The 25929-nt window shown below is 63.1% G+C and carries 26 protein-coding genes; 20 read left to right on the plus strand and 6 right to left on the minus strand.

Going from position 1 to position 25929, the window contains the following annotated elements:
• The first annotated feature begins 102 nt into the window (after positions 1-102).
• Genes NKJ91_RS00510 through NKJ91_RS00535 form a run of 6 tightly spaced genes read left to right on the plus strand, consistent with a single transcriptional unit; the run spans position 103 to position 5922 of the window.
• Positions 103-1356 carry a sarcosine oxidase subunit beta gene (locus tag NKJ91_RS00510; protein WP_352454027.1) on the plus strand — a complete coding sequence of 418 codons (1254 nt, stop codon included), beginning with the start codon at positions 103-105 and terminating at the stop codon, positions 1354-1356.
• Complete coding sequence (locus tag NKJ91_RS00515; protein ID WP_352454028.1) at positions 1356-1778, plus strand: hypothetical protein; 423 nt, start codon at positions 1356-1358, stop codon at positions 1776-1778. Before NKJ91_RS00510 ends, NKJ91_RS00515 begins: the two co-directional genes overlap by 1 nt.
• 8 nt (positions 1779-1786) lie before the next feature.
• Positions 1787-2083, plus strand: a complete 297-nt coding sequence (locus NKJ91_RS00520) for a sarcosine oxidase subunit delta (RefSeq protein ID WP_352454029.1) — start codon at positions 1787-1789, stop codon at positions 2081-2083.
• Positions 2080-5073 carry a sarcosine oxidase subunit alpha gene (locus NKJ91_RS00525; RefSeq protein ID WP_352454030.1) on the plus strand — a complete coding sequence of 998 codons (2994 nt, stop codon included), beginning with the start codon at positions 2080-2082 and terminating at the stop codon, positions 5071-5073. Before NKJ91_RS00520 ends, NKJ91_RS00525 begins: the two co-directional genes overlap by 4 nt.
• On the plus strand, positions 5066-5644 hold the full coding sequence (locus NKJ91_RS00530) for a sarcosine oxidase subunit gamma (protein WP_352454031.1): 579 nt from the start codon (positions 5066-5068) through the stop codon (positions 5642-5644). The genes NKJ91_RS00525 and NKJ91_RS00530 overlap by 8 nt, the downstream gene beginning before the upstream one ends.
• Positions 5645-5697: 53 nt before the next feature.
• The gene (locus NKJ91_RS00535; protein WP_023675341.1) at positions 5698-5922 is read left to right on the plus strand and encodes a hypothetical protein; all 225 of its coding nucleotides are present in this window, start codon (positions 5698-5700) and stop codon (positions 5920-5922) included.
• Positions 5923-6026: 104 nt separating this feature from the next.
• On the opposite strand, the gene NKJ91_RS00540 is transcribed toward NKJ91_RS00535, so the two are convergent.
• Both NKJ91_RS00540 and NKJ91_RS00545 read right to left on the minus strand, forming a co-directional pair.
• Entirely contained in the window at positions 6027-6266 is a 240-nt protein-coding gene (locus NKJ91_RS00540; protein WP_352454033.1) for a DUF680 domain-containing protein, read from the minus strand.
• A gap of 177 nt (positions 6267-6443) precedes the next feature.
• Entirely contained in the window at positions 6444-7085 is a 642-nt protein-coding gene (locus NKJ91_RS00545) for a TetR/AcrR family transcriptional regulator (RefSeq protein WP_023675343.1), read from the minus strand.
• Positions 7086-7168: 83 nt separating this feature from the next.
• Here NKJ91_RS00545 and NKJ91_RS00550 point away from each other — a divergent pair, with 83 nt between their 5' ends.
• On the plus strand, positions 7169-7789 hold the full coding sequence (locus NKJ91_RS00550; protein ID WP_352454034.1) for a hypothetical protein: 621 nt from the start codon (positions 7169-7171) through the stop codon (positions 7787-7789).
• 41 nt (positions 7790-7830) lie between these two features.
• Here the strand turns inward: NKJ91_RS00550 and NKJ91_RS00555 are convergent, their stop codons facing one another.
• The 3 genes from NKJ91_RS00555 to NKJ91_RS00565 form a co-directional block, all read right to left on the minus strand.
• Positions 7831-8325 carry a MaoC family dehydratase gene (locus NKJ91_RS00555; protein WP_031211357.1) on the minus strand — a complete coding sequence of 165 codons (495 nt, stop codon included), beginning with the start codon at positions 8323-8325 and terminating at the stop codon, positions 7831-7833.
• 39 nt (positions 8326-8364) lie between these two features.
• Positions 8365-9180 carry an SDR family oxidoreductase gene (locus NKJ91_RS00560; protein WP_352454035.1) on the minus strand — a complete coding sequence of 272 codons (816 nt, stop codon included), beginning with the start codon at positions 9178-9180 and terminating at the stop codon, positions 8365-8367.
• A 512-nt stretch (positions 9181-9692) separates the two neighbouring features.
• Entirely contained in the window at positions 9693-10520 is an 828-nt protein-coding gene (locus tag NKJ91_RS00565) for a MurR/RpiR family transcriptional regulator (protein ID WP_352448257.1), read from the minus strand.
• A 145-nt stretch (positions 10521-10665) separates the two neighbouring features.
• Between NKJ91_RS00565 and NKJ91_RS00570 the strand changes: the two genes are divergently transcribed.
• The 13 genes from NKJ91_RS00570 to NKJ91_RS00630 all read left to right on the plus strand — a co-directional run bounded on the left by NKJ91_RS00570 (position 10666) and on the right by NKJ91_RS00630 (position 25612).
• Positions 10666-11490, plus strand: a complete 825-nt coding sequence (locus NKJ91_RS00570) for an N-formylglutamate amidohydrolase (RefSeq protein ID WP_352448256.1) — start codon at positions 10666-10668, stop codon at positions 11488-11490.
• Positions 11491-11512: 22 nt separating this feature from the next.
• The gene (locus NKJ91_RS00575) at positions 11513-13075 is read left to right on the plus strand and encodes an amino acid permease (RefSeq protein WP_352454036.1); all 1563 of its coding nucleotides are present in this window, start codon (positions 11513-11515) and stop codon (positions 13073-13075) included.
• A 100-nt stretch (positions 13076-13175) separates the two neighbouring features.
• Positions 13176-14546, plus strand: a complete 1371-nt coding sequence (locus tag NKJ91_RS00580; protein ID WP_352454037.1) for a glutamine synthetase family protein — start codon at positions 13176-13178, stop codon at positions 14544-14546.
• 179 nt (positions 14547-14725) lie between these two features.
• Positions 14726-16114 carry an aldehyde dehydrogenase family protein gene (locus NKJ91_RS00585; protein WP_352454038.1) on the plus strand — a complete coding sequence of 463 codons (1389 nt, stop codon included), beginning with the start codon at positions 14726-14728 and terminating at the stop codon, positions 16112-16114.
• A gap of 42 nt (positions 16115-16156) precedes the next feature.
• Positions 16157-16651 carry a DUF2569 domain-containing protein gene (locus NKJ91_RS00590; protein ID WP_352454039.1) on the plus strand — a complete coding sequence of 165 codons (495 nt, stop codon included), beginning with the start codon at positions 16157-16159 and terminating at the stop codon, positions 16649-16651.
• A gap of 35 nt (positions 16652-16686) precedes the next feature.
• Positions 16687-17859 (plus strand): iron-containing alcohol dehydrogenase, encoded by a 1173-nt coding sequence (locus NKJ91_RS00595; protein ID WP_352454040.1) that lies wholly within the window; start codon positions 16687-16689, stop codon positions 17857-17859.
• A 242-nt stretch (positions 17860-18101) separates the two neighbouring features.
• Positions 18102-19208, plus strand: coding sequence for an ABC transporter substrate-binding protein (locus NKJ91_RS00600; RefSeq protein ID WP_352454041.1), 1107 nt, complete (start codon positions 18102-18104; stop codon positions 19206-19208).
• Between the two features lie 64 nt (positions 19209-19272).
• A complete protein-coding gene (locus tag NKJ91_RS00605) occupies positions 19273-20187 on the plus strand; it encodes an ABC transporter permease (RefSeq protein WP_023675356.1) in 915 nt (304 codons plus the stop codon).
• On the plus strand, positions 20184-20975 hold the full coding sequence (locus NKJ91_RS00610; RefSeq protein ID WP_352454042.1) for an ABC transporter permease: 792 nt from the start codon (positions 20184-20186) through the stop codon (positions 20973-20975). The genes NKJ91_RS00605 and NKJ91_RS00610 overlap by 4 nt, the downstream gene beginning before the upstream one ends.
• A 16-nt stretch (positions 20976-20991) precedes the next feature.
• Positions 20992-22056 (plus strand): ABC transporter ATP-binding protein, encoded by a 1065-nt coding sequence (locus tag NKJ91_RS00615; protein ID WP_352448249.1) that lies wholly within the window; start codon positions 20992-20994, stop codon positions 22054-22056.
• Positions 22057-22204: 148 nt separating this feature from the next.
• A complete protein-coding gene (locus NKJ91_RS00620) occupies positions 22205-23755 on the plus strand; it encodes a cation:proton antiporter (protein WP_352454043.1) in 1551 nt (516 codons plus the stop codon).
• 89 nt (positions 23756-23844) lie between these two features.
• Positions 23845-24759 carry an endonuclease/exonuclease/phosphatase family protein gene (locus NKJ91_RS00625; RefSeq protein WP_352454044.1) on the plus strand — a complete coding sequence of 305 codons (915 nt, stop codon included), beginning with the start codon at positions 23845-23847 and terminating at the stop codon, positions 24757-24759.
• A 7-nt stretch (positions 24760-24766) separates the two neighbouring features.
• Positions 24767-25612, plus strand: a complete 846-nt coding sequence (locus tag NKJ91_RS00630; RefSeq protein WP_023675361.1) for an EamA family transporter — start codon at positions 24767-24769, stop codon at positions 25610-25612.
• Here NKJ91_RS00630 and NKJ91_RS00635 read toward each other — a convergent pair whose 3' ends face one another.
• Positions 25613-25924: a Dabb family protein gene (locus NKJ91_RS00635; RefSeq protein WP_352454045.1), complete on the minus strand. Its 312-nt coding sequence runs from the start codon at positions 25922-25924 to the stop codon at positions 25613-25615. It lies immediately after the preceding gene.
• Positions 25925-25929 lie beyond the last annotated feature (5 nt).

Genomic DNA, 25929 nt, shown 5'->3' on the forward strand with positions numbered 1-25929 from the left:
TCGCAAACAGTGCAAGGCTGGCAGCACGGTTTCGCTAGTGATACAAGCTCGCGCGCCGGGGCTGGCTGATCTGCCCGGCCGTCATTTGCGAGGCCTGCGACGTTGAAGAAATACTCGGTATTCGCCATCGCCCGCGAGGCCATGCGCGGCCATAAGGGTTGGGAGGAACAGTGGTCCTCGCCGGAGCCGAAGAAGGAGTACGACGTCATCATCGTCGGCGCCGGCGGCCACGGCCTGGCCACAGCCTATTATCTCGCCACCGTGCACGGCATCACCAACGTCGCGGTATTGGAAAAAGGCTGGCTCGGCGGCGGCAATACCGGGCGCAACACCACCATCATCCGCTCGAACTATCTCTACGACGAGAGCGCCGGCATCTACGACCATGCGCTGAAGCTGTGGGACGGGCTCAGCCAGGAGCTCAACTACAACGTCATGTATTCGCCGCGCGGCGTCATGATGCTCGCCCACAACATCCACGACATCCAGGTGCTGAAGCGCCACGTCCACGCCAACCGGCTGAACGGCATCGACAATGAATGGCTGACGCCGGAGCAGGCAAAGGAATTCTGCCCGCCGCTCAACATTTCGCCCGGTGCGCGCTACCCGGTTATGGGTGCTGCCCTGCAGCGCCGCGGCGGCACGGCGCGCCACGATGCGGTTGCCTGGGGCTATGCGCGCGGCGCCTCGGCGCGCGGCGTCCACATCATCCAGAATTGCGAGGTCACCGGGGTCAAGCGCGCGCCGAACGGCGCGGTAACCGGTGTCGAGACGACGAGCGGCTTCATCGGTGCCAGGAAGGTCGGCGTGGTTGCCGCCGGGCACTCATCGGTGATCATGAACATGGCCGGCGTGCGCATGCCGCTGGAAAGCTATCCGCTGCAGGCGCTGGTGTCGGAGCCGGTCAAGCCGGTGGTGCCTTGCGTGGTGATGTCGAACACCGTGCATGCCTATATCTCGCAGTCCGACAAGGGCGAGCTCGTCATCGGCGCCGGCACCGACCAGTATGTCTCCTATTCGCAGACCGGCGGGCTGCACATTTTGCAGCATACGCTGGACGCCATCTGCGAGATGTTCCCGATCTTCACGCGCATGAAGATGCTGCGCTCATGGGGCGGCATCGTCGACGTGACGCCGGACCGTTCGCCGATCCTGGCCAAGACGCCGGTGCCCGGCCTCTATGTCAATTGCGGCTGGGGCACGGGCGGCTTCAAGGCGACGCCGGGTTCGGGCCATGTCTTTGCCCATACGATCGCCAGGGACGATCCGCACCCGATCAACGCGCCCTTCACCATAGAGCGCTTCCGCACCGGCCGCCTCATCGACGAGGCGGCGGCGGCGGCGGTGGCGCACTGATGATGACCGAGATGGCCATCGCCATGCCGCTGATGCTCGCCGGCGAGCAAGGCCTGTTCCATATCCCCACGCCAGAGGAGGTGCGCCTGCAGCCCATCAGCCGCGCCGGCAATGAAGCGGATTGGCCGTTTTCCGTCGACGAGGGTGTACTCGCCTGCGCCTGGAGCGCCGGTCAGAGAGTGGTCACCTTTATGGAGAACCGGCCAGCCGATCTCAAGGAAGGCGAAAAATTCGAGCGGCGCTACGTCATCGTGACGACCGAACCGATGACGCTTTCGGTCGGCAATATGGCGTATCGCGACCTTTTCCGCCCGGTAGCCAGCATCGAGGAGCGCATCCGGCTGGTCGCGCCCTTCGTGACGATGGGCCAGAGGCTTTGCGACCAACCTGCCGGCGCTCGCGTCGGCCACGGCGAACTGTAGGACCAACCATGCTTCTCATCCGCTGCCCCTATTGCGAGGAAGAGCGTCCGGAGCTCGAATTCCGCAACGCCGGCGAGGCGCATATCGCGCGTTCCCCAAACATCGCCGGCGAGAGCGACGACGATTTTGAAAAGTTCTTTTTCATCCGCTCCAATCCCAAGGGGATCATCTATGAGCGCTGGCGGCACATGCATGGCTGTGCGCGGTTCTTCAATGCCGTGCGCGACACCATCAGCGACAGGTTCCTGATGACTTACAAGGCCGGCGAACCGAAGCCCACCAAGCTGCCGGGAGCCGCCAAATGAGCGCCACGTTCCGCATTGCCGGCGCCGGGCGGCTCAAACAGGCAAAGATAGCTGGCTTCAGCTTCGACGACCGCCCCTATACCGGCATCGAGGGCGATACGTTGGCCTCGGCGCTGCTTGCAAACGGCGTCCATCTCGTCGGCCGCTCGTTCAAGTACCACCGGCCGCGCGGTTTTCTGTCGGCCGGCGCCGAAGAGCCGAACGCGCTGGTCGAGATCAAGCGCGACGCGGCACGCAAGACGCCGAACGTGCGTGCCACGGTGCAGGAACTCTATGACGGATTGACCGCACAGTCGCAGAACCGCTGGCCGTCGCTCGCTTTCGACATCGGTGCCGTCAGCAGTATTGCCTCGCCGATGCTTTCGGCCGGCTTCTACTACAAGACCTTCATGTGGCCGAAGGCCGCGTGGAAAAACCTTTACGAGCCCAAGATCCGCGCCGCCGCCGGTCTCGGCGTCGCTCCTGACCAGCCGGATCCCGACCACTATTCGGCGCGCTTCGCCCATTGCGATGTGCTGGTGCTTGGCGGCGGTGCCGCGGGCATCGCCGCGGCATTGGCCGCGGCCGAGACCGGCGCGCGCGTCATCCTTGCCGACGAGCAGGCGGAATTCGGCGGCAGTCTGCGCTTCGAGAGCGGCGCGAAGATCGAAGGCCAGGACGGCTTTTCCTGGGCGCAATCGGCTCTCGCCAAGTTGAGCGCGATGGACAATGTCCGCGTGCTGCCGCGTACCACGGCCTTCGGCTATTACGCGCAGAATTTCGTCGGGCTGGTCGAGCGCGTCAGCGACCATCTGCAGAACCCCGGCCGCGACCTGCCGCGCGAGCGGCTGTGGCAGGTTCGCGCCAAACACGTGGTGCTGGCGACCGGCGCCATCGAGCGCCACATGGTGTTTGCCGATAACGACCGCCCCGGCATCATGCTGGCGTCGGCGGCGCGCACCTATCTCAACCATTACGGCGTCGCCGTCGGCAGGATTGTCGGCGTCTATACGGCAAACGATTCCGCCTATGCGGCGGCGATCGACCTGAAAAAGGCCGGCATCAACGTAGCGGCGATCGTCGACCTGCGCGACAACCCGACCGGGCCGGCGATCGACGAGGCGAGGGCGCTCGGCATCGAGGTCAATTTCGGCCGCGCGGTGATCCGCGCCGGCGGCAAATTGCGGGTGTCGTCGATGACTGTGCAGCCGAAGAATGGCGGCGGCGAGCGCACCATCCCGGTTGACGCGATTCTGATGTCGGCCGGCTGGACGCCATCGGTGCATCTGTTCTCGCAATCGCGCGGCAAGGTCGCCTTCAATGACGAGACCAAGCGCTTCGTGCCCGGAATTTATGCGCAGGACTGCGTCTCGGTCGGCGCCTGCAACGGTACCGACGGGCTGTCGGCGACGATCGACGAGGCCTATGCAGCGGGCGCGAAGGCGGCCAAGGACGCCGGCAGCAGGCCGGCCAAGGGCACCAAGCCGAAGGTCGACGCCGGCGAGAGCTGGTCGCGCGGCATGCTGGGTGCAGCACCCGGCGCCGGGGCGGATACGACGGTAAAGGCGTTCGTCGATTTCCAGAACGACGTCACCGCCAAGGACATCCGCCAGGCGGTGCATGAGGGCATGCGGTCGATCGAGCACGTCAAGCGCTTCACCACCAACGGCATGGCGACCGACCAGGGCAAAACCTCCAACATGCACGGCCTGGCGATTGCCGCCGAGACGCTGGGCAAGCCGATCCCGCAGGTCGGGCTGACGACGTTCCGGGCGCCCTATACGCCGGTGACATTCGGCTCGATCGTCGGCCACGCGCGGGGTCCCCTGTTCGACCCGACCCGCAAGACCGCGATCCATCCCTGGGCCGAGCGCCAGGGCGCTGTATTCGAGGATGTCGGCCAATGGAAGCGCGCCTGGTATTTCCCGAAGCCGGGCGAGGACATACATGCCGCCGTCGACCGCGAATGCGTCACGGTGCGCAAGACAGCCGGCCTGTTTGACGCCTCGACGCTGGGCAAGATCGAGGTGGTCGGGCCGGATGCGGCCAAATTCATGGAACTGCTCTACACCAATCCATGGGAGAAGCTCGAGCCCGGCCGCTGCCGTTACGGCATCATGCTGCGCGAGGACGGCTTCATCTATGACGACGGTGTCGTCGGCAGGCTTGCACCCGACCGTTTCCATGTGACGACGACGACCGGCGGCGCGCCGCGCGTCATGAACCATATGGAAGACTATCTCCAGACCGAGTTCCCGCATCTCAACGTCTGGCTGACCTCGATCACCGAGCAATGGGCGGTGATTGCCGTGCAGGGACCGAAGTCTCGCGACATCATTGCGCCGCTGGTCGAGGGCATCGACATGTCGGATGAGGCGCTGCCGCATATGTCGGTGCGCGAAGGCCGGATCTGCGGCGTGCCGACCAGGCTGTTTCGCATGTCGTTCAGCGGTGAGCGCGGCTTCGAGGTCAACGTGCCGGCCGATTACGGCGAGGCAGTCTGGGAAGCGCTATGGGCCCAGGGCCAGAAGCATGGCGCCTGTGCCTACGGCACCGAGTCGATGCATGTGCTGCGCGCTGAAAAGGGCTACATCATCGTCGGCCAGGATACCGATGGCACGGTGACGCCGAACGACGCCGGGCTCGACTGGGCGGTCGGCAAGAAGAAGACCGACTTCGTCGGCATTCGCGGCATGGCGCGGCCGGATCTGGTCGCCAAGGGCCGCAAGCAGCTTGTCGGCCTGAAGACCAGGGATCCCAAGGTGGTGCTGGAGGAGGGCGCGCAGATCGTCGCGGACCCGAAGCAGGCAATCCCGATGAAGATGATTGGCCATGTCACCTCGAGCTATTGGTCGCAAAATTGCGGCCGCTCGATCGCGCTGGGGCTGGTCGCCGGCGGCCGCGATCGCACGGGCGAGACGCTCTATGTGCCGATGCCGAACGGGGTGATCGAGGTGGAGGTCACCGGCATGGTGTTCTTCGACGAGAAGGGGGAGCGCCTCAATGGCTAAGGCCGCTTTGAAAACCGACGCCGCCGGACCCTCAGTCGAACGCCGTCCGGCTCTCGCCGGCCAGTCGCTTTCCGCCGCCGGCGTTACACTTGCCGTGCTGCCGCCGGCCGAGCGCATATCGCTGCGCGCGCCGGAAGCCTCGATTGCGGCACTTTCGAAAGCGCTCGGCGTCGTCCTGCCGCAAAGGCCGAAAACCTCGGCGGCAAAGGCCGGACGCACGGCCTTGTGGCTCGGGCCGGACGAATGGCTGGTCATCGATGAGAGCGGCAAAGATCCACTCGTCGATTGCGCCAAGATTTCCGAGCTGCATTCGGCGGTCGGCATCTCGCACCGCAACGTCGCCATATCGGTTACCGGTCCGGCTGCCGCGGCGACGATCAATGCCGGCTGCCCGCAGGATCTGTCGCTCGGCGCCTTTCCGGTCGGGGCGGCGTCGCGCACCATTCTCGGCAAGGTCGAAATCGTGCTCGTGCGCACGGCGGCCGACGCGTTCCGCGTCGAATGCTGGCGTTCCTTTTCCGATTATGTCTTTACTTTTCTGTCGGAGGCAGCGCGCGACGCGGCAGCATAGGCATGTTCGCCGCGCCCGGCCGTTCTGCGACAGCGAGCCGAGGGAGAATGCAAATGCCGCCGAACTCCGCGCCGAAGTCGCCGGTCAAGACGCCGGCCGTGCGCTCTTTCGAAGACGAGCAGCGCACTGGGACGGATATCGAAGAGGAACTCGAGGAAGGCCTCGAGGATACATTCCCGGCCAGCGATCCGGTGTCGATCACCGGAACGGCCATTCCCGGCGCACCGGCAAGACCCGGCAAGCCCAAAAGCGTGGTGGGACAGAAGCGCAAGAAGTGATCTGCACCGGGTGACAAAAAGCAGGGCTGAGGCCGGCACGATGGGCGGCCGGAAAATTGCTGCCGCCCTTTCGTTTCCTCACCGCGTATTGTCGCCCGATCGACTCAGAAGCTGCTTGGCACGATCCACGGGTCGATGCCGATGCCGAGCCTCGGGCCCTTGCTGCCGGCCTTGTGGGCCGCGGCATCGGCCTTTTCAAGCGATCCGGTCGGCGCGCAATCAAGCTTCGCACCGGTCTTGGTATCGATGCAGGCCGCTTCCTGCTTGGCTGGCTGACTGCTGCCGGCAAATGCGGCGCCAGAGAGCGCCAGCAGGGCGGCGAGCGTGAGGATTGCCTTCTTCATCGTCGGTCTCCGGTTCAGCTATTGAATTTCTCGTACATGTACGGTATTGCGTACAGATACGCCTTGGACTCCCGGTGTTCAAGTAAAATCGTACGCGTACGGAGAATTGCCGAACGCTCGGCGCCGCAGCGCAGATCGTTCGGAGAAGATCCTGCAGATCGGGAGGAGCGCCGCTCTTCAGCAGTTGACCGGGGGCGTGAGCGGCGCAATCTCGTGCGCGGCGATGGCTTCGAGCATGATGTCGCCGATCCGTGTGATGAACGTCGTCTGGTCGCCGAACGGGTAGAACGGGAAGGTGATCAGCAGCGAGATGGCGCCGTGGCCGACCGCCCATAGCATGGTGGCGATGGCGCGTGGATCGCCTTTGAGCCTGCCGGCGGCAACGCAGGCTTCGACCCTCGCGATCAGCACTTTCATCGCCGGGTTGCCGCTCTCCATTTCGGCGAAGGTCTTTCCGGCTGGCGGCCTGACTTTTTCGGTCATGAAGACGGTGCGGTATTCGTTGGGATTTTCCAGCCCAAAGGCGGCGTATTCGACAAGCACCGCCTTGAGCGCCTCGATCGGGTCGTCGGCCGTATGATTTGCGATGCGCCTGGCCAAGGTCTCGAAGGCATCCTCGGCAAGCGCGAACAGGATGTCCTGCTTGTCGGCGAAATAGGAATAGACCGACATCGGCGCATAGCCAACGCGCTTGGCGAGCTTGCGGATGGTGAGGCCGTCATAGCCTTCTTCCTGGACAAGCTTGTGCGCGGCGTCGACAAGTTCGGAACGCAGTTCGGCCTTTTGTTTTTCGCGGCGCTCCTGGACGCTTAGCTGCAACTTTCTACTGCCTTATGACTGATGGCTGGATGCAGCATATATACGCTGTACGGCGTCGGGCAAGGGTGGCACGAAGCAGAAGCTTGACTGTCGCATGGCTGGCAATCGCGCTCGGCTTCGCCATGGAAGCTCTCATTCTGACCGTCAGATTTGCGGCAGGTGCCTACCCGGCGACGACGCAGGTTCTGATCGAACTGGCGCAAGGCGTGACCTGGTCGTTCTTCGTCTGCGCCGGCGTCAGCCTCGGCACGGCGCTCACCAAGGTGCGAGCCTCGCTCGGTGGCCTGATCGGTGCGATTTCGGCGCCACTGGCGATGGGCATCGCCAAAGGGACGCAAAAGGTTATGGTCAGCGCGCTGGACGCGGCGGCAAAGCCGGCCATCCTGTCGCTCACGACGCTCGGTGTGCTGCGGGCGATCGAATACGGGCTGCTCGGCTGGGCACTGGCGTCGCTGGCATCGAAGGAAGAACCGCGTCCGCTCCATTTCGCGCTGGCAGGCGCCCTGATAGGCGCGGTATTCGGCGGCGGCACCACGGTGCTGACCATCGAGACGGCCGCGGCAAATGACGCTGCTCTCGCAATGCCACAGGCGATCGCAACCGGCCTCAACGAGATCGTGTTCCCAATCGGTTGTTCACTGGTCGTCTACATTGCGCTGCAGGTCAGCCGCCACATGAAGTACGTCGCGGCCGAAGCTAAATAGATTTGGCACAGATAGATTTGGGCTTCTCCGCCTGACGAGAGTCAGACCGCTTCCGGCTGGCGTTCGATCAGCGTCAGCGTCAGCCAGCGCGCGGTCAGCGCCGGTTTTTTCGAGCCCTCGATCTCGATCGTCACGTCGTGCGCCGTCTGCACCCACCCCGACGGCCTGACCTTGACGTCGGCCAGCACGAAACGGGTGCGGATGCGCGAGCCGGTCTTCACCGGCGCCAGGAAGCGCAGCGAATCGAAGCCGTGATTGACGCCCATCTTGCTGTTTTCCAGCGGCGGCATGGTTTCGAAGGTCATCGCCGACAACAGCGAAAGCGACAGGAAGCCATGCGCGATGGTGCCGCCGAACGGCGTTTCGCGGCTGGCGCGTTCCGGATCGCAATGGATGAACTGATGGTCGTCGGTGGCATCGGCGAACTGGTCGATCATGCGCTGGGTGACAACCCGCCATGGCGACACGCCGACTTCCTTGCCGACGTTGGCCAGAAGCACATCGAGACTGATCGGTTCCACGCTGATGTCCTCCATCTTCACCCCCGGCATTTCACTCGCCGGATGGCGTGCGTCTCATTCCTTGAACAATGTCAGCCCGTGTTGCACCGACTGCCCGCCATCGATCGGCAGGATGGCGCCGGTGACATAGCTGCCGGCCCGGCTGCACAAATAGAGCGTTGCGCCGGCAATGTCATCCGGTGCGCCGATGCGGCCGATCGGAACGTGGTTGCCGATATGTCTTGCCTGGTCCTCGGTGCCGGTGGCGAAGGCCGTCATCCGGCTCTGGAAAGGGCCAGGCGCAAAGGCGTTGACGGTGATGCGGCGGGCAGCGAACTCGATTGCCAGGATGCGCGTCAGGTGGTGAACCGCGGCCTTCGAGGCCGAGTAGGAGTAGGCATCTTCGGCCAAAGGCTGCGTGCCCATCACCGATCCGAGGTTGATCACCCGGGCCGGGTCGGCATCGCTGGCGGCGGCCTCGAGCAGAGGCAGCAATTCGCGCGTCAGATGGAAAACCGCGGTGACGTTGACGCCGAACACCTTGGCCCAGGCATGGTAGGGAAAGCTTTCCAGCGGCGCGCCCCAGGAGATGCCGGCATTGTTGACCAGGATATGCAGCCGCTCGGTCCGCGCCCTGACCTCGGCCACAAGCGCCGCAATGCCTGCCTCGCTGGAGACGTCGCCGGCAAAACCTTCCGCCCGGCCGGATGCGCCAAGGCCGTTCAACTCGCCCGCTACCCTGACGCAATCCTCGCTCTTGCGCGAGGCGATCATCACCGAGGCGCCGGCCATGACCAGAGCGGTCGCCGCCATGCGGCCGATGCCGGTCGCGGCGCCGGTGACCAGCGCCGTCTTGCCGGCGACTGAGAACAGCTCGTCCAGATAGCTCATCGAATTCCTCCGCGAAGTTCACCGCTGTTTGACTGGTGGTTCAAGGAGCGGCTTCACGTCGACAAGGCTAGCCGAACTTCGATCATGCTTGCCATGGGTAAAGTAGCTGGGGTGGGGCACGCTTAGCGGCTGAATGGTTAAGCCCGAAATGCAAGGTGGTCATTCGGCCGTGACATGGGTCGGATGAATGATGCGGCCGTGCCCGTTAGCGAGCACCTTGGTAAGCTGTTCATTTCGCGCGTGAACCAGTCGTCGTTACTCCTCCGCCCCAGCCGCAGGCGGGTCTTGAGGAGTTGGGAGGTGGCCGAGCAGTGGGGCGGGACTGACATTCGTATTCGTGGACGGGGACTATGCTTTCGGGGGGAAAGCCATGGGTAAGAAACAACGCACCGTCCTGCTGGCAGCGATTTTTGCGACTGCCTTTGGCGTCTTTTTGCTGATCCTGATCCTGCAGATGATCAGTTTTTTAGTGGACTAGACCGAAGCGAAACGCGTCCCTTTCCGGAGGGGCTCTACCGCAGGCTTTCCAGTTCGCGGATGCGTTTGGCGCCGTCGGCTTCGAGCTGCCTTGTGACCGCGCCGATCAGCGCTTCGGCAACGACGAAAAGTGCGGCGGATGAGTCCCACGCCGAAGGCACTGCGGTGCGCCCGGCGATGACGTGGCGGGCGAAGCGGGCGATCGGCGACAGCCACTGGTCGGTAAACAGCACGATCTGCACGCCGCGCTGGTTGGCGGTCTCGGCAAAGCGGACCAGGCTGTCCTGATAGCGCCTGATGTCGAAGATCACCAGCACGTCGCGCTTGCCCATGTCGATCAGCCGGTCGCGCCAGACGCTTTCCTGCCCGCCGAGGTGAAAAACGTTGGGCTGGATGATGGCGAGGTGGGCGGCCATGTAGCGTGCCAGCGGGTCGGTGAAGCGGCCACCGATCAAGAATGTCTTGCCGCGCCGGTCGGCCAGCTTGGCGACGATGTCGGCAAGCTGCTTGTCCGAGAGATGCCGGAATGTCTCGCGCATATTGTCGAGCGTCGCCTCCAGCATCGGCGAGACGGCGCTGGCGCCCTGCGATGGCGGATTGAGCGTGCGCGAGGCCGGCGACTGCAATTGCGCCGCCAGTTCGTCTTGCAGCGTCGACTGGAATTCCGGATAGTTCTGGAAGCCGAGCCGGGCGACGAAACGCAGGATCGTCGGCGACGACACGCCGGCGGCAGCCGAGAATTCGGCGACCGTCTTCAGCCCGATCAGCGGATAGCTGGCGATCAGCGTTTGTGCTGCGCGCCGCTCGCCTGCCGGCATGGTGCCCATGCGGTCGGAGATCAGTTCGGCAATGCTGGAAACCATGTTTTTCCCCACCCTGGCCGTGCCGTTACCGCATTATCGAAATCGCGTTTGACAAAGCCGGCCAAACTGTATGAAATCATCCGCAGGGACGCAATGAGGCAAAATACGTAACATACGATACAGCGCTCCCCGGGGACAGCAGACAATGGAGACAGCACGGCCCGCCAGCCTTGCATCGCCTGAAACCGTAAGGGTGACGAACCCCGGCGGATCGAGCCCCTTCGTGCTGACCTGCGACCACGCCTCCAATTTCCTGCCACCGGAATTCGGAACGCTCGGCCTTGCCGCCGAGGATCTTTCCCGCCACATCGCCTGGGATCCCGGCGCCTTGCCGGTGGCGCGCCGCATGGCCGAGGCGCTCGATGCGACGCTGGTCGAGACCTGCATCTCGCGGCTCATCATCGACTGCAACCGCCCGCTCGACGCGCCGGACCTGATAGTGACGGTCAGCGCCAGCGAAAAAACCGTGGTCCCGGCCAACCAGGGACTTTCGGCCGACCAGCGGGAGGCGCGCATCGCGCTGGCGTGGCGACCGTTTCACGAGCGGATCGCAACGGTCATCGACGAGCGCCTGGCGGCCGGGCGGGAGACCAGGCTGGTCTCGATCCATTCCTTCACGCCGCTCTACAAAGGCAAAAGCCGGCCCTGGCACATCGGCATCATCCACGACGAGGATCGCCGGCTGGCGGCGCCGCTGATCGCGACACTGAAGCGGCTTGCCGGCGTCAGCGTCGGCGTCAACGAACCCTATTCGCCGGCCGACCGGGTCTATTTCACGCTGGAACGCCATGCGCGCTCGCGCGGGCTGCCCTGCGCAATGATTGAAATCCGCAACGACGAGATCGCCGGCGCGGCCGGGCAGCGGAAATGGGCGGATCTGCTCACCGGTATTTTTCTCAATCTGGAGCCCGAAGCGGCCAAGGCCTCCAGACCAAGCGCAGTCGGAAAGTCAGTTCAATCGGCCAGCTAAGAAACCAAAAGGGGACTTTAAAATGGTAGCACCGGGTTACAGCGAAGTTGACAAGAAGGAGGACCTGAAAGTTCTCCACGGAATGGGCTATGCTCAGGAACTGTCGCGAAGCATGAGCCGCTTCTCGAATTTCGCGATCTCGTTCTCGATCATCTGCATCCTCTCAGGCGGCATCAATTCCTTCGCGCAAGCGACGTCGTCCATCGGTGGCGCCGGCGCTGGCATCGGCTGGATCGTCGGGTGCATGGTTTCGGGATTTTTCGCGCTCGCCATGGCCCAGATCGCCTCTGCATTTCCGACCGCCGGCGGCCTCTATCACTGGGCATCCATCCTAGGGAACCGTTTCACTGGCTGGCTCACCGCATGGCTCAATCTGCTCGGCCTGATCACCGTGCTCGGCGCCATCAACATCGGTACTGCTTTCTTCTTCGTCGGCACTTTCGGCGGAGCCTTCGGCATGACTGGCACGCCTGGTGAGATCGTCGGGTTTGTCGCCTTCATCACCGTGTTGCAGGCGCTGCTCAATCATTTCGGCATCAAATTGACGGCTATGTTGACGGACGCCTCCGGCTTCCTGATCCTGGCAACGACAGCCGTGCTGATCGTCGCCTGCCTGATGTTTGCTCCAGCGATCGACATCACGCGGCTGTGGACGTTCACGAACTATTCGGGCGACGCGGGCGGCGGTGTTTTCCCGCAGTCCGATTCCATGACGTATCTCTTCCTGCTCTGCCTGCTGCTGCCGGTTTACACCATCACTGGCTATGACGCGTCGGCGCATACTTCGGAAGAAACGTTGAGGGCGGCGCACTCGGTTCCGCGGGCAATCGTTTCGTCCGTAGTCTGGTCGTCGCTGATCGGCTGGGTGATGCTGTGCGCGATCGTACTGGCGATTCCGGATCTGGCGGCCGGCGCCAAGCAGGGCTGGAGCGTATTCTTCGCCACGATGGACGCGATCTTGCCGGCGTGGCTGAAGACACTGCTCTATCTGGGCATCCTGATCGCGCAGTTCCTCTGCGGTCTGGCAACGGTCACCTCTGCCTCGCGCATGCTTTTCGCCTTCTCGCGTGACGGCGGCATGCCGATCGGCTCGGCCTCGCTAGCCAAGGTCAGCCCGACCTGGCGCACGCCGGTCAATGCGATTTGGACGGCTGCTGTGCTCGAGGTCATCTATGTCTTTCTTGCCCAGTTCATCTCGGTCGGCGGCACGAACATCTATACCATCGTCGTCAATTCGACATTGGTGTTCCTGTTTCTGTCCTTCATCATTCCGATCGTGCTCGGCATGATGGCTTTCGGAACGGAAAAATGGCCGAACCCCGGCCCATGGAACCTCGGCGCCGGCCTGTTCAAGCTGTTTTGCATCCTGTCGGTCATCGGCATGGCGATCATCTTCTACATCGCCATCCAGCCGCCGAACGACAAAGTGCTCTATATCACCCTGGGCTTCATCGTGCTGACCGCGGTGCTTTGGTTCGGTTTCGAGAACCGCCGCTTCCAGGGTCCGCCCATCGGCGACCAGATCGCAAAGCGTCAGGCGGCGATCAAGGCAGCCGAGCTAGCCATAGGCGAAGCCGGCGCCTGACCCCCTCTCATGACCATGGCCGGCATTCGCGCCGGCCGTGGTTTTCGTTTCCTTTTCAAAGTGACAAGCCCGAAACGACAAGCGCTGGAGTGCCAAAGGAATGGCCGGAAATTTCTCGTTCGATCAGTTGAAGCAAGCGGTCTCCAGCGGCGACGTCGACACGGTGCTGGCCTGCATCGTCGATATGCAGGGGCGGCTCGCGGGAAAGCGTTTCCTGGCCCGTTATTTCGTCGATTCCGCGCATGACGAGACGCATGGCTGTAACTATCTCTTGGCGGCAGACATCGATATGGAACCGGTGCCCGGCTACAAGGCGGCGAGCTGGTCGAAGGGTTATGGCGATTTCGTCATGAAGCCGGACCTTGCGACGCTGCGGCTCGTTCCGTGGCTGGAGAAGACGGCGCTGGTGATCTGCGACGTGCTCGACCACCATACCCATGACGACCTGGCGCATTCGCCGCGCGCCATGCTGAAGAAGCAGGTCAAGCGGCTGCAGGATCGCGGCTATATCGGCTATTTCGCTTCCGAGCTCGAATTCTATCTGTTCAGCGAAACCTACGATTCCGCCCGCAAGAAGCACTGGCAGGGCCTCGAGACGGCATCGCCCTACATCGGCGACTACCAGATCGGCATCACCACCAAGGAAGAAGGCGTCATGCGCCGGCTGCGCAACGAGATGGAGGCGGCCGGCATCCCGATCGAGAATTCGAAGGGCGAGTGGGGGCCAGGCCAGGAAGAGATCAATGTCCGCTACGCCGAGGCGCTCGACATGGCCGACCGCCACGTCATCCTGAAGAACGGCGCCAAGGAAATCGCCGAGTCCGAAGGCAAGGCGATCTCGTTCATGGCCAAGTACAATTACGGGCTCGCCGGCAATTCCAGCCACATCCATAATTCGCTGTGGAGCGCCGACGGCAAGACGCCGTTGTTCTACGACAAAAATGCCGAGTGGACGCTGTCGACACTCGGCCAGCAATGGGCGGCCGGCCAGCTCAAATATGCCAAGGAATTCACCTGGTTCCTGGCGCCCTACATCAATTCCTACAAGCGCTTCCAGGCCGGCACGTTTGCGCCGACCAAGATCATGTGGAGCGAGGACAACCGCACCGCCGGCTTCCGTCTTTGCGGCGAGGGCACCAAAGGCATCCGCATGGAATGCCGCATCGGCGGCGCCGATTTGAACCCCTATCTGGCTTTCGCCGCGCTGATCGCGGCCGGGCTTGCCGGCATCGATGAAAAGCTTGAGCTGCAGAAGCCCTTCGTCGGCGATGCCTACCAGGCCTCGCAGCTGCCCGAAATTCCAAAGACATTGCGCGACGCCGCGGCGACACTGGCGGAATCGAAAATGCTGAGGCAGGCGCTCGGCGACGATGTGCTGGAACATTACGTCCACACGGCACACTGGGAACAGTTCGAGTACGACCGCCGGATTACGGACTGGGAACTGCACAGGGGGTTCGAGCGGTATTGAATAATCTGGCAACGTTGGCGCCGCTCCTCACCCTCAGCCTCTCCCGTGAAGAACGGGGGAGAGGGGGCCCGGCGCTGAGCTTGTCCCTTCTCCCCGTCAGTATACGGGAGAAGGTGCCGGCAGGCGGATGAGGGCGGCGCTAACCAACGACATTATTGTAGAATGCGAGGACCCAAGGCATGACCGAAACGGTCAAGATAAAATCCCCCGTCGACGGTTCGATCTATGCCGAACGGCCTCTTGCCACCGACCAGGCGATCGGTGCCGCGGTCGAACGTGCCAAGGCGGCGCAGGAGAAGTGGGCTGAGACGCCGGTCGTCGAGCGCGGCAAGTACATGCTTGCCATGCTGGAAGCGCTGGTCGCCATGACCGACGAGATCGTGCCGGAGATCGCCTGGCAGATGGGCCGGCCGGTGCGCTATGGCGGCGAGTTCGGCGGCGTCAGGGAACGCGTCAGCTACATGGTCGAGATCGCCGAGGCGGCCTTGAAGCCGGTCATGGCCTCCAACCCGAAGGACGGCTTTCGGCGCTATGTGAAGAAGATGCCGCTCGGCGTCGTCATGGTGATCGCGCCGTGGAACTATCCCTATCTCACCGCCGTCAACACCATCGTCCCGGCGCTGATGGCGGGCAGCGCCGTCATCCTCAAGCATGCGGCACAGACATTGTTGGTCGGCGAACGGTTTCAGCAGGCGTTTGATAAGGCCGGCCTGCCCAAGGGCCTGTTCCAGAACCTCGTCCTGAACCACGCGCAGACTGAAAGGCTGCTCGGCTGCGGCAAGATCGACCATGTCAACTTCACCGGCTCGGTCGCCGGCGGCCGCGCCATCGAAAAGGCGGCGGCGGGCACCTTCATGACGCTCGGCCTCGAACTCGGCGGCAAGGATCCGGCCTATGTGCTGCCGGACGCAAAGATGGACCATGCCGTTGCCAATCTGGTCGACGGCGCCTTCTACAATTCCGGCCAGTGCTGCTGCGGCATCGAGCGCGTCTATGTCCACGAGAAGGTCTACGATGAATTCGTCGAGGGCTTCATTGCCGAGACCAGGAACTACGTCGTCGGCAATCCGCTCGACCAGGCGACCACCATGGGGCCGATGGCGCAGGCGCGCTTCGCCGACCTGATCCGCGAGCAGAAGGCCGAGGCGTTGCGCAAGGGCGCCAGGGCACACATCAATATGAAGGTGGCCAACGACAGGCAAGGTTCCCCCTATCTGGCGCCGGAAGTGCTGACCCAGGTCGACCACCAGATGAGCGTCATGCGCGAGGAAAGCTTTGGCCCGATCGTCGGCATCATGAAGGTGCGCAACGACGAGGAAGCGATCGCGCTGATGAACGACAGCCCCTATGGGCTGACGGCCTCGATCTGGACGCGCGACACCGGCCATGCGGCGGCGATCGGCGATCGCGTCGAGACCGGCACCGTGTTCATGAACCGCTGCGACTATCTCGACCCGGCGCTGGTCTGGACCGGCGTCAAGGACACCGGCAAGGGCGCGGCACTGTCGGCCATCGGCTACGACAATCTGACCAGGCCGAGATCATACCATCTGCGCGAGGTGATCTAAGGTGGCGATCGACAAGCATGCGATCGCTGTTGAGGGGGAGTAATGGCGGATACACAACAATCGGCTTTGCCAGATCGTGAGGGTCCCGAGGGTATCGGCGGATGGCTTGTCCTGCCGATGCTCGGGTTGATGCTCACGCCGATACTGGGGTTGGTACAACTGCACAATACCGACTATCTCGGCATGCTACAGAACTGGCAGGCCTTCAGTTTGTCCCAAGGTGTGCTGATTCTTGCCGAATTGTTGATATTCGGCATACTAAACCTATCGGCCCCGGCCCTATTATTGTTCTTCATGTTCAAGCGCTGGCAGATATTCCCCGGCTGGTACATGATTTGGGCATTCGCGATGCCGGTATATGCCGTTCTCGATCCATGGGCTGTGCATCTGGCTTTTTCCACCGCCGTTCCAGAATTGGCCGACGCGTACGACGCAGACACCGTGGGCGGAATTTCGCGCTCGATATGGGCCGCAGTCATCTGGGTTCCGTACATGATGCGGTCGGAACGTGTGGCCAACACCTTTGTGAACGAATGACATCCAAGAGCACGAAAGCAGTCAAGAAGGTCGAAATGACAAAACTCGTTTCCAAATGGAATTACCCGACGACCGTCCGCTTCGGCGCCGGACGCATCAAGGAGCTGCCGGAGGTGCTGGCGGCGACCGGCATCAAGCGGCCGCTGTTCGTCACCGATCCGGGACTGGCCAGGCTGCCGGTGGTGGCCTCGACGCTGAAGATCCTCGACGACGCCAAGGTGCCGTATGGCGTGTTTTCCGAGGTCAAGCCGAACCCGGTGGATTCCAACCTGACCGCCGGCATTGCCGTGTTCAAGAAGGGCAAGCATGACGGCGTTATTGCCTTTGGCGGCGGCTCGGCGCTCGACCTCGGCAAGCTGATCGCCTTCCAGGCCGGGCAGACACGGCCGGTCTGGGATTTCGAGGATGTCGGCGACTGGTGGACACGCGCCGATGCCGATGCGATCGCGCCGATCATCGCCGTGCCGACCACGGCCGGCACCGGCTCGGAAGTCGGCCGCGCCGGCGTCATCACCAATGAAGCGACCCATACCAAGAAGGTCATCTTCCATCCAAAGCTTTTGCCGGCGATCGTCATTGCCGATCCGGAGCTGTCGGTCGGCATGCCGGGCTTCATCACCGCCGGCACCGGCATGGATGCGCTGGCCCATTGCCTCGAAGCCTATTGCGCGCCGGGCTATCACCCGATGGCCGACGGCATCGCCGTGGAAGGCATAAGGCTGGTCTTCGAAAACCTGCCGAAAGCCTATGCCAACGGCAAGGATCTGGTCGCCCGCGCCAACATGATGAGCGCCGCTGCCATGGGAGCGGCCGCCTTCCAGAAAGGGCTTGGAGCGATTCATTCGCTGTCGCATCCGATCGGCGCGCTCTACGACACCCACCATGGCATGACCAACGCCGTGTTCATGCCCTACGTGCTGGCCTTCAACCGAGAGGCGATCGAGCCGCGCATCGCCCGGCTTGCCGCCTATTGCGGCATCAAGGGCGGCTTCGACGGTTTTGCGAAGGCGATCATCAAGCTGCGCAAGGAGCTCAAGGTGCCGCATGCGCTGCCCAGCCTGATCAAGGGGCTCGACATGGACAAGAAACGCAAGGGCCTGATCGCCGACATGGCGGTGGTCGATCCGACCGCCGGTGGCAACCCGGTCAAGCTGACCAAAAAGGCGGCGCTGACGCTGCTCGAAAACGCCATCGCCGGCACCGTCTGAGACAATTTTCGCATCGGAAATCGACTTGGGAAAAGAGGCAAAGGAAAGGGGGAAAGATGAAAGGCAAGATCGAAACTAGTTAGCCGGAAAAAGAATCGCGAAGCGATTGCTCCAGCCGGTTAAAAAGAGTTTACTTTTTCGTACTGCGGGGCATCGCGTTCACAAAGCTTTCATCTGGCTGTCACACGAAAACGATACCGCATCGCAGGCGTCCAACGGCGTCAGTTCAACGGAGAGAACACATGTTCAAATTCACGGGAAAACTGCTTTCCCTTTCGGCCGTCGCCCTGATGGCGACCTCTGCCATCTCGTCGGCCCAGTCCATGGATGAACTGGTCGCCGCAGCCAAGGCTGAAGGCCAGCTCACGGTCATCGCGCTGCCGCATGACTGGTGCGGCTACGGCGCAGTCATCGACGGCTTCAAGGCGAAATATCCGGAACTCACCATCAACGAGCTCAACCCCGATGCCGGCTCCGGCGACGAGGTCGAGGCGATCAAGGCCAACAAGGACAACAAGGGCCCGCAGGCGCCCGACGTCATCGACGTCGGCCTGAGCTTCGGCCCGACCGCAAAGAAGGATGGCCTGATCCAGGCTTATAAAGTATCAACCTGGGACTCGATCCCGGACAGCGCCAAGGATGCCGAAGGCTTTTGGACCGGCGACTATTACGGCGTGCTTTCGTTTCTGGTGAACAAGGACCTGGTCAAGGAAGCGCCGGCCGACTGGGCCGACTTGCTGAAGCCGGAATTCGCCAATACCGTGGCGCTCGCCGGTGACCCGCGTGCTTCGAACCAGGCCATCCAGGCAGTCTATGCCGCCGGCCTTTCCGGCGGTGCGGCTGCCGGCGAAGCCGCCGGCACGGCTGGTCTCGACTTCTTCAAGAAGCTCAACGCCGCCGGCAATTTCGTGCCGGTCATCGGCAAGCCCGCGACGCTTGCCCAAGGCCAGACGCCAATCCTGGTGACCTGGGATTATAACGCGCTTGCCGGCCGTGATACGCTGAAGGGCAATCCGCCGGTCGACGTCGTCGTGCCGAAGACCGGTGTCGTCGCCGGCGTCTATGTTCAGGCGATCAGCGCCTATGCGCCGCACCCGAATGCTGCCAAGCTGTGGCTGGAATATCTCTATTCCGACGAAGGCCAGATCGGCTGGCTGAAGGGCTATTGTCACCCGATCCGCTTCAACGACCTCGCCAAGAATGGCAAGCTCCCGGCTGACGTGATGGCCAAGCTGCCGCCGGCCGAGTCCTATGCAGCCGCGGTGTTCCCGACGCTCGACGAGCAGGGCAAGGCCAAGGAAGCCATCACCAAGAACTGGGATGCCGTCGTCGGCGCCAACGTCAAGTAAGACTTGAGATCAGCCGGGCGGCTTAGATGGCCGCCCGGCATACCTCCAGGACGGTAGCCGGCGCATGACCGATATCTCGTTGTCCGATCACGCTGTTGCCGGGAAGACCGCGCCTCCTGCCGACGCCCGCAGCATGAGGCTGCCGACGCAATGGCTTGGCGTTGCGCCTTTCTTCATCTTCGCCATCATGTTCCTGATCCTGCCGACGCTCTATCTGATGCTGGGCGCATTCCGGAACGATGCCGGCGAATTCACTTTCGAAAACATAGCGGCCTTGGCGCAGCCGTCGATCGTTGCCGCCTACTGGATCTCAATCAAGGTCAGCCTCGCCTCGTCGCTGATCGGTGCTTTCGCGGGACTTGCCATTGCCATCGCCATCGTGCGCGGCGGGCTGCCGGAGTGGATACGCTCGGCGACACTGACCTTTTCCGGTGTGGCCTCCAATTTTGCCGGCGTGCCGCTGGCCTTTGCCTTTCTCGCGACGCTCGGCCGGCTCGGGCTCGCCACGGTGCTGCTCAACGTCTTGGTCGGCTTCAACATTTATGCCCATGGTTTCAACATCCTGTCGTTCTGGGGCCTGACGCTGACCTATGTCTATTTCCAGATCCCCCTGATGGTGGTGATCATCGTGCCGGCGATCGATGGGCTGAAGAAGGAATGGGGCGAAGCGGCGGCAACGCTTGGCGCGACCCAGGCGCAGTTCTGGCGCATGGTCGTCATTCCGGTGATCTGGCCAAGTTTCCTCGGCACCGTCATCCTCTTGTTCGCCAACGCCTTCGGTGCCATCGCCACCGCTTACGCTCTGACCGGCTCCTCGCTTAACATCGTCCCTATCCTGCTCTACGCACAGATCCGCGGTGACGTGCTGCACAATGCCCATCTCGGCTACGCCATCGCCTTCGGCATGATCGTCATCACTGGGCTGGCCAATGTCTTCTACATCTGGTTCCGGACGCGCTCTGAGAGGTGGCTCAAATGAAGTCCGGCAGATTCTGGGCCTGGATCGTCTTCGCGCTGGGCGCGGCCTATTTCTTCATTCCGCTGATCGCGACCGTGGAATTCTCCATGCGCATGCGGCGCGGCGCGTATTCCTTCGATGCCTATCAGGTCGTGCTCGGCGATCCCCGCTTCCAGGCGACCTTCATCTATTCGGTGGTCGCAGCCATCTTCACCATCGTCCTTGGCGTGCTGGTGGTGGTGCCGGCGGCGTACTGGATTCGTCTGCGGCTGCCGCAGATCAGGCCCGTCGTCGAGTTCATCACGCTGCTGCCGCTGGTCATTCCGGCCATCGTTATCGTCTTCGGCTACATCAGAATGTACGGGTCGAACTCACCGCTGCCGTTCCTGGCCAGCGAGACAGGAGCCAATGCCTTGCTGGTCATCGGTTATGCGACACTGGCGCTGCCCTATATGTATCGTGCCGTCGACACCGGGCTTCGCACCATCGACGTGCGGACACTGACCGAAGCGGCGCAGATCCTCGGCGCCGGCTGGGGCACGATCATCACCCGGGTCATCCTGCCCAATGTGCTGATCGCGGTGCTGTCAGGCGCCTTCCTGACCTTCGCCATCGTCATCGGTGAATTTACCATGGCCAGCCTGCTCAACCGGCCTGCTTTCGGACCCTATCTGCAGAACGTCGGCGCCAACCGCGCCTACGAGCCGGCGGCGCTTGCCATCATCGCCTTCGCCATCACCTGGGGCTGCATGTCGCTGATCCAGATCCTGTCGCGCTTCGCGCCGCGATCGGCGAACCGTCCGAACTGACCCGAAGGAAAAAGCCATGACCGAGCCATTCCTCTCAATCCAGCATGTGCAGAAATCCTTCGGCGCCGCCATTGTGGTGCAGGATTTCAACCTCGACGTCGAGCCGGGCGAATTCGTCTCCTTCCTTGGCCCGTCGGGCTGCGGCAAGACGACGGTGCTGCGCATGGTCGCCGGTTTCGAGGAGCCAAGCGCCGGCAAGATCGTCGTGGCCGGCAAGGACATCACCCGGCTCAAGCCCAACCAGCGCAATGTCGGCATGGTGTTCCAGGCCTATGCGCTGTTTCCGAACCTCACCGTGGCGCAGAATATCGGCTTCGGGCTGAAGGTCGCCGGCATGCCGAAGGCCGATGCCGACAGGCGCGTTGCCGAGATGCTCGACATCATCAAGCTGCCGCAGATGGGCGACCGCTATCCCTATCAGCTCTCCGGCGGTCAGCAGCAGCGCATCGCGCTGGCGCGGGCGATTGCGCCCAAGCCGAAACTGCTGCTGCTCGACGAGCCGCTGTCGGCACTCGACGCCAAGGTGCGCGTGTCACTGCGCGAGGAAATCCGCTCGATCCAGAAGAAGCTCGGCATCACCACCATCTTCGTCACCCACGACCAGGAAGAGGCGCTGTCGATCTCCGACCGCATCGCCGTCATGTATGGCGGCAAGGCCGAGCAGGTCGGCACGCCGTTCGAGATCTACAACCGTCCGGCAACCAAATTCGTCGCCAATTTCGTCGGCACGCTGAACGTGCTCGAAGGCACGGTCACCGACGCCGCTTCGGGCAAGGTGCGCGTCAACTCGCAAGAGGTCTCGCTCAAGGGCAAGCTCAACGGCTCGAAGTCCGGCGACACGCTGTCGCTGGCGTTGCGGCCCGAGGCGATCTCGCTCGGCCGACACCCCGGCCGCGATTCCAGCCTTTCGGGCGAAATCGCCGAGGTGCATTTCCTCGGCTCGGTCATCCGGGTTCGCGTCGGCATCGGCGGCAGCACGGTCTCGCTCGACACGTTCAATAGTCCGGCCACACCGCCGCCGGCCGTCGGCGAAAAGGCCGAGATTTCGTTCTCGTCGGGCGACATGCTGGTGCTGCATTAGGAGAAGAGTGAATGGTGAATAGTGAATAGTGAGAATGCGCTTTACGCGCCGAAATTCCTCTGCACGCAGCCATTCACCATTCACGAGCAGCCAAAGCCGTCGCCGTTTTTGCAGTGCCAATCGCCCGGCTTCACCGCTACGATAAGGCATGGCGCTTTTTGAACTCACCCTTGTCCTGCTTCTCATCGCGGTCGCCCTGACCGCGCTGTCGCGGCGTCTGCAGATTCCCTATCCGTCATTGCTGGCGCTGGCCGGCGCCGGCATCGCCTTCCTGCCGTTTGCCCCGACCATCGAGATCGACCCGGAGCTGGCGCTCGCTCTGTTCATCGCGCCGGTTCTGCTCGACGCGGCCTATGACACGTCGCTGCGCGATCTCAACCGCTACAAGGTTTCGCTCATCCTGCTGGCGCTTGGCGCCGTCATCTTCACCACCGTGACGGTCGCGCTGGTCGGCTGGACGATGGCAGGCCTGCCCATTGCCGCGGCCATAGCGCTCGGCGCGATCGTAGCGCCGCCCGATGCGGTGGCGGCGGCGGCCGTGCTCGGACAGTTCAAGGTGCCGCACCGCATTACCGCCATCCTGGAAGGCGAGAGCCTTCTCAACGACGCCACGGCGCTGTTGATCTACAGGATGTCGGTTTCCGCAGCCGCCGGCTCCATCCTGTTGAGCAGTGCCGTTCCAATGATCCTGCTGTCGACGGTCGGCAGCCTTGCCGCAGGCTATGTGCTCGGCCGCTTGTCTCTCGCCATACTCGGCCGCATCGACGACCCGGCGAGCGGCACCGTGGTGCAATTCGCCTCAACCTTCGGCGTCTGGATCCTGGCCGACAGGATAGGGGTTTCCGCCATCATCACGATCGTCGTCTATGCCATGACGATCGCACGTACATCGCCGCGCCACATGCCGGCAAGGAATCGTGTCAGCTCCTACTCGGTCTGGGAGACGGCGGTGTTCGTGCTCAATGTTCTGGCCTTCGTTCTGATGGGCCTGCAAGCGCGGTCGATCGTCGGTCGACTTGCCGAGCAAGGGCAAAGCGAGGCGTTCGTCTTTGCCCTGGCTGTGCTGGCCGTCGTCATCGTATCGCGGCTCGTCTGGGTGCTGGGCTGCGGCGCGATCCTCAGAGCGCTGGCACGTCTGGGTGACGAGGACAGGCAAAAAGACGCGCCGACATTTCGCGGCGGCGTGCTTATCGGCTGGTGCGGCATGCGCGGCCTGGTGACGCTTGCGGCAGCCTTCGCCTTGCCGGCCGACTTTCCGGGCCGTGATCCGATCGTGCTCGCCGCTTTCACGGTCGTGCTCGGCACATTGGTGCTGCAAGGCGTCAGCCTGAAACCGTTGCTGCTTCTGCTCAATCTCGACCTCGACCGGACGGTCGACCGGGAGGTGGCGCAGGCGCGCGTCGCCATCATGCAGGCGGCGCTGGACGTGCTCAGCGGCAAGACATCGAGCGCGGCCGGGGCGGTGCGAGAGCAATATGCCGCCCAGCGCGCCATCGCCGAAAACCCGGAGGATGCCCAGGCGGCGACCGAGTATGACAGATTGCGTCTTTATGCCATCAAGAGCCAGCGCGATGCGCTGGAGCGTTTGCGCATCGACGGAACGATCGGCGACGAAGCCTACCACCGCCTTGAGGAAGAAATCGACTGGTCGGAACTGGCAGCATCCCCGCCCGGTCGGTTCCAGCCGCTGACCACTTAGCATCTGGCCCAAGCTCCCTCCGCCCGGCTGCACATTGCAAGGCTGTCAGCGAACGGCTACTGCCAGCAGGAAACTGAGCCGGATAAGCAATGAAGCTGGTCAGCTATAACATCCAGTACGGCTTCGGCAGCGATGGCCGCTACGACCTGGCGCGTTGTGCCAAGGTCGTGGCCGGCGCCGACATCGTCGCCTTGCAGGAGGTGGAACGGCACTGGTTGCGCAGCAACGAGGACGACCAGCCGGAAGTTCTTTCGCAATTGCTGCCCGACTATCATTGGGTCTACGGGCCGGCCTTCGACATGGATGCCAACCACCGGCGTGAAGGCCGCATCGTCAACCGGCGGCGGCAATTCGGCACCATGGTTCTGTCGAAGCTTCCGATCGTCTGGTCGCGGCTGCATACGCTGCCGCTCAGGCGCACGCTGCGGCCGCTCAACACCCGCAATGCCGCACTCGAATGCATAATCCGCACCCCTGCCGGTCCGGTGCGGGTGCTGTCGTTGCATCTGGCGCATATCGCGGCCGAGGAGCGGCTGGAGCAGATCGACTATTTGCTCGCCGAGCATCTCCGCGCGCCGTCCGAGGGCGGCCCATGGAGCGGCGCCGACGACGAGCCGGCGCGCAACTGGAGCAATGGCGAACAGGAGCCAGAAAACCCCGTAGCGGCGATCTGGTTGGGCGACTTCAACATGGAGCCGGATAGCGCCGAGTACCGGCGCATTGTCGGCAGCGCGCCCTATCATCGCGGTGCCGCCTATCTCGACGGTTTTGTCGATGCCGCCGCCGTCGCAATGGAACCGACAGCGGATTTCCACACCCATGTGAAGACTATCGATGCCAGGCTGGCAAAGCGCCGGCTCGACCATTGCTTCGTCGGCGGCATGTTTGCCGGGCGCGTGCGCTCGGTCAGCGCCGATATCGGGCAAATCGCTTCCGACCATTTTCCGCTCTGGGTCGATATCGACCTGGAGACGCCGATCGTCATCGGGACGGGCGGCGGATGAACCGCCGATGAGCCTGTTTGTCTTTTTCGCGGTGCTCGCCGCCGCTTCCATGCATGCGATCTGGAACGCGCTGGTCAAGGTCCATCTCGACCGTTTCCTGTCGATCACACTGATGACGCTCGGCATGGGTGCCGCTGCGCTGGTGACGTTGCCTTTCGTCGAGGTGCCGAAGCCGGAAGTGTGGCCATACATCCTCGCCTCGGTTGTCTTCCACATGGGCTACAGGACGTTCCTGATCGGCGCCTACAAGGCCGGCGATTTCGCCCAGACCTATCCGCTGGCGCGCGGCACCGCGCCATTGCTGGCCGCTTTGGGGGGCGTTGTGGTGGTTGCCGAGATGCCGGCGCCGCTCGCCATTCTCGGCATCCTCTTGTTGTCGGCGGGCACGCTGGTGCTGTCGTTTCGCGGCGGCGCGCATCTGGAGAAATTGAACCTGCGCGCCGTCGGCTTCGCGCTGGGCACATCGATCTTCATCGCCAGCTACACGCTGTCGGACGGCAGCGGCGCGCGGCTGGCCGCCACCGCGTCGAGTTATGCCGCCTGGCTGTTCGTCTGCGATGCGCTGTGGGCGCTGGTGCTATGCGTCGTCTTTCGCGGACCACAGGCGCTGCCGGTGCTGGCGCGCGACTGGAAGGCCGGAATCTATACCGGCGTGCTCAGCGGCGGCGCTTACTGGATCGTGATGTGGGCGATGACCAAGGCGCCGATCGCCTCGGTGGCGTCGCTGCGCGAAACATCGATCCTGTTCGCCATGATGATCTCGGTATTCGCGCTCGGCGAGAAGATGACGGCATGGCGAGGTGCCGCGGTGCTTAGCATCGTTGCCGGCGTCGTTGCGCTGAGAATGGGATAGTCACGCGATCTCCAGATCAAACACCATCAGCCCGTCGGTGCCGCCTTCGAGCGCCGCGACCAGTTTTGCGCCGGCTCGCTGATGCGCTTCATGCTTCAGATAGGCATCGCGTGCCGCAGCGTCGCGAAAGTCGATGGTGAAGCCGTGCGTGAAGCCGCGGGCGAAGGGTTCCGGGCTGGTATTGGCGCTGAATTCGACCTTGCCCATGCCGTCGATCACCGCCCGCAACGCTTCGAGATCGGCATGGATTGCCGCGCGCTCGGCGTCGGCGACATCGTTGCGAAATCTGACGAAGGCACAGTGCCTGATCATTCTTT

The organism is Mesorhizobium sp. M0040, assembly GCF_040323505.1.
Lineage (GTDB): Bacteria > Pseudomonadota > Alphaproteobacteria > Rhizobiales > Rhizobiaceae > Mesorhizobium.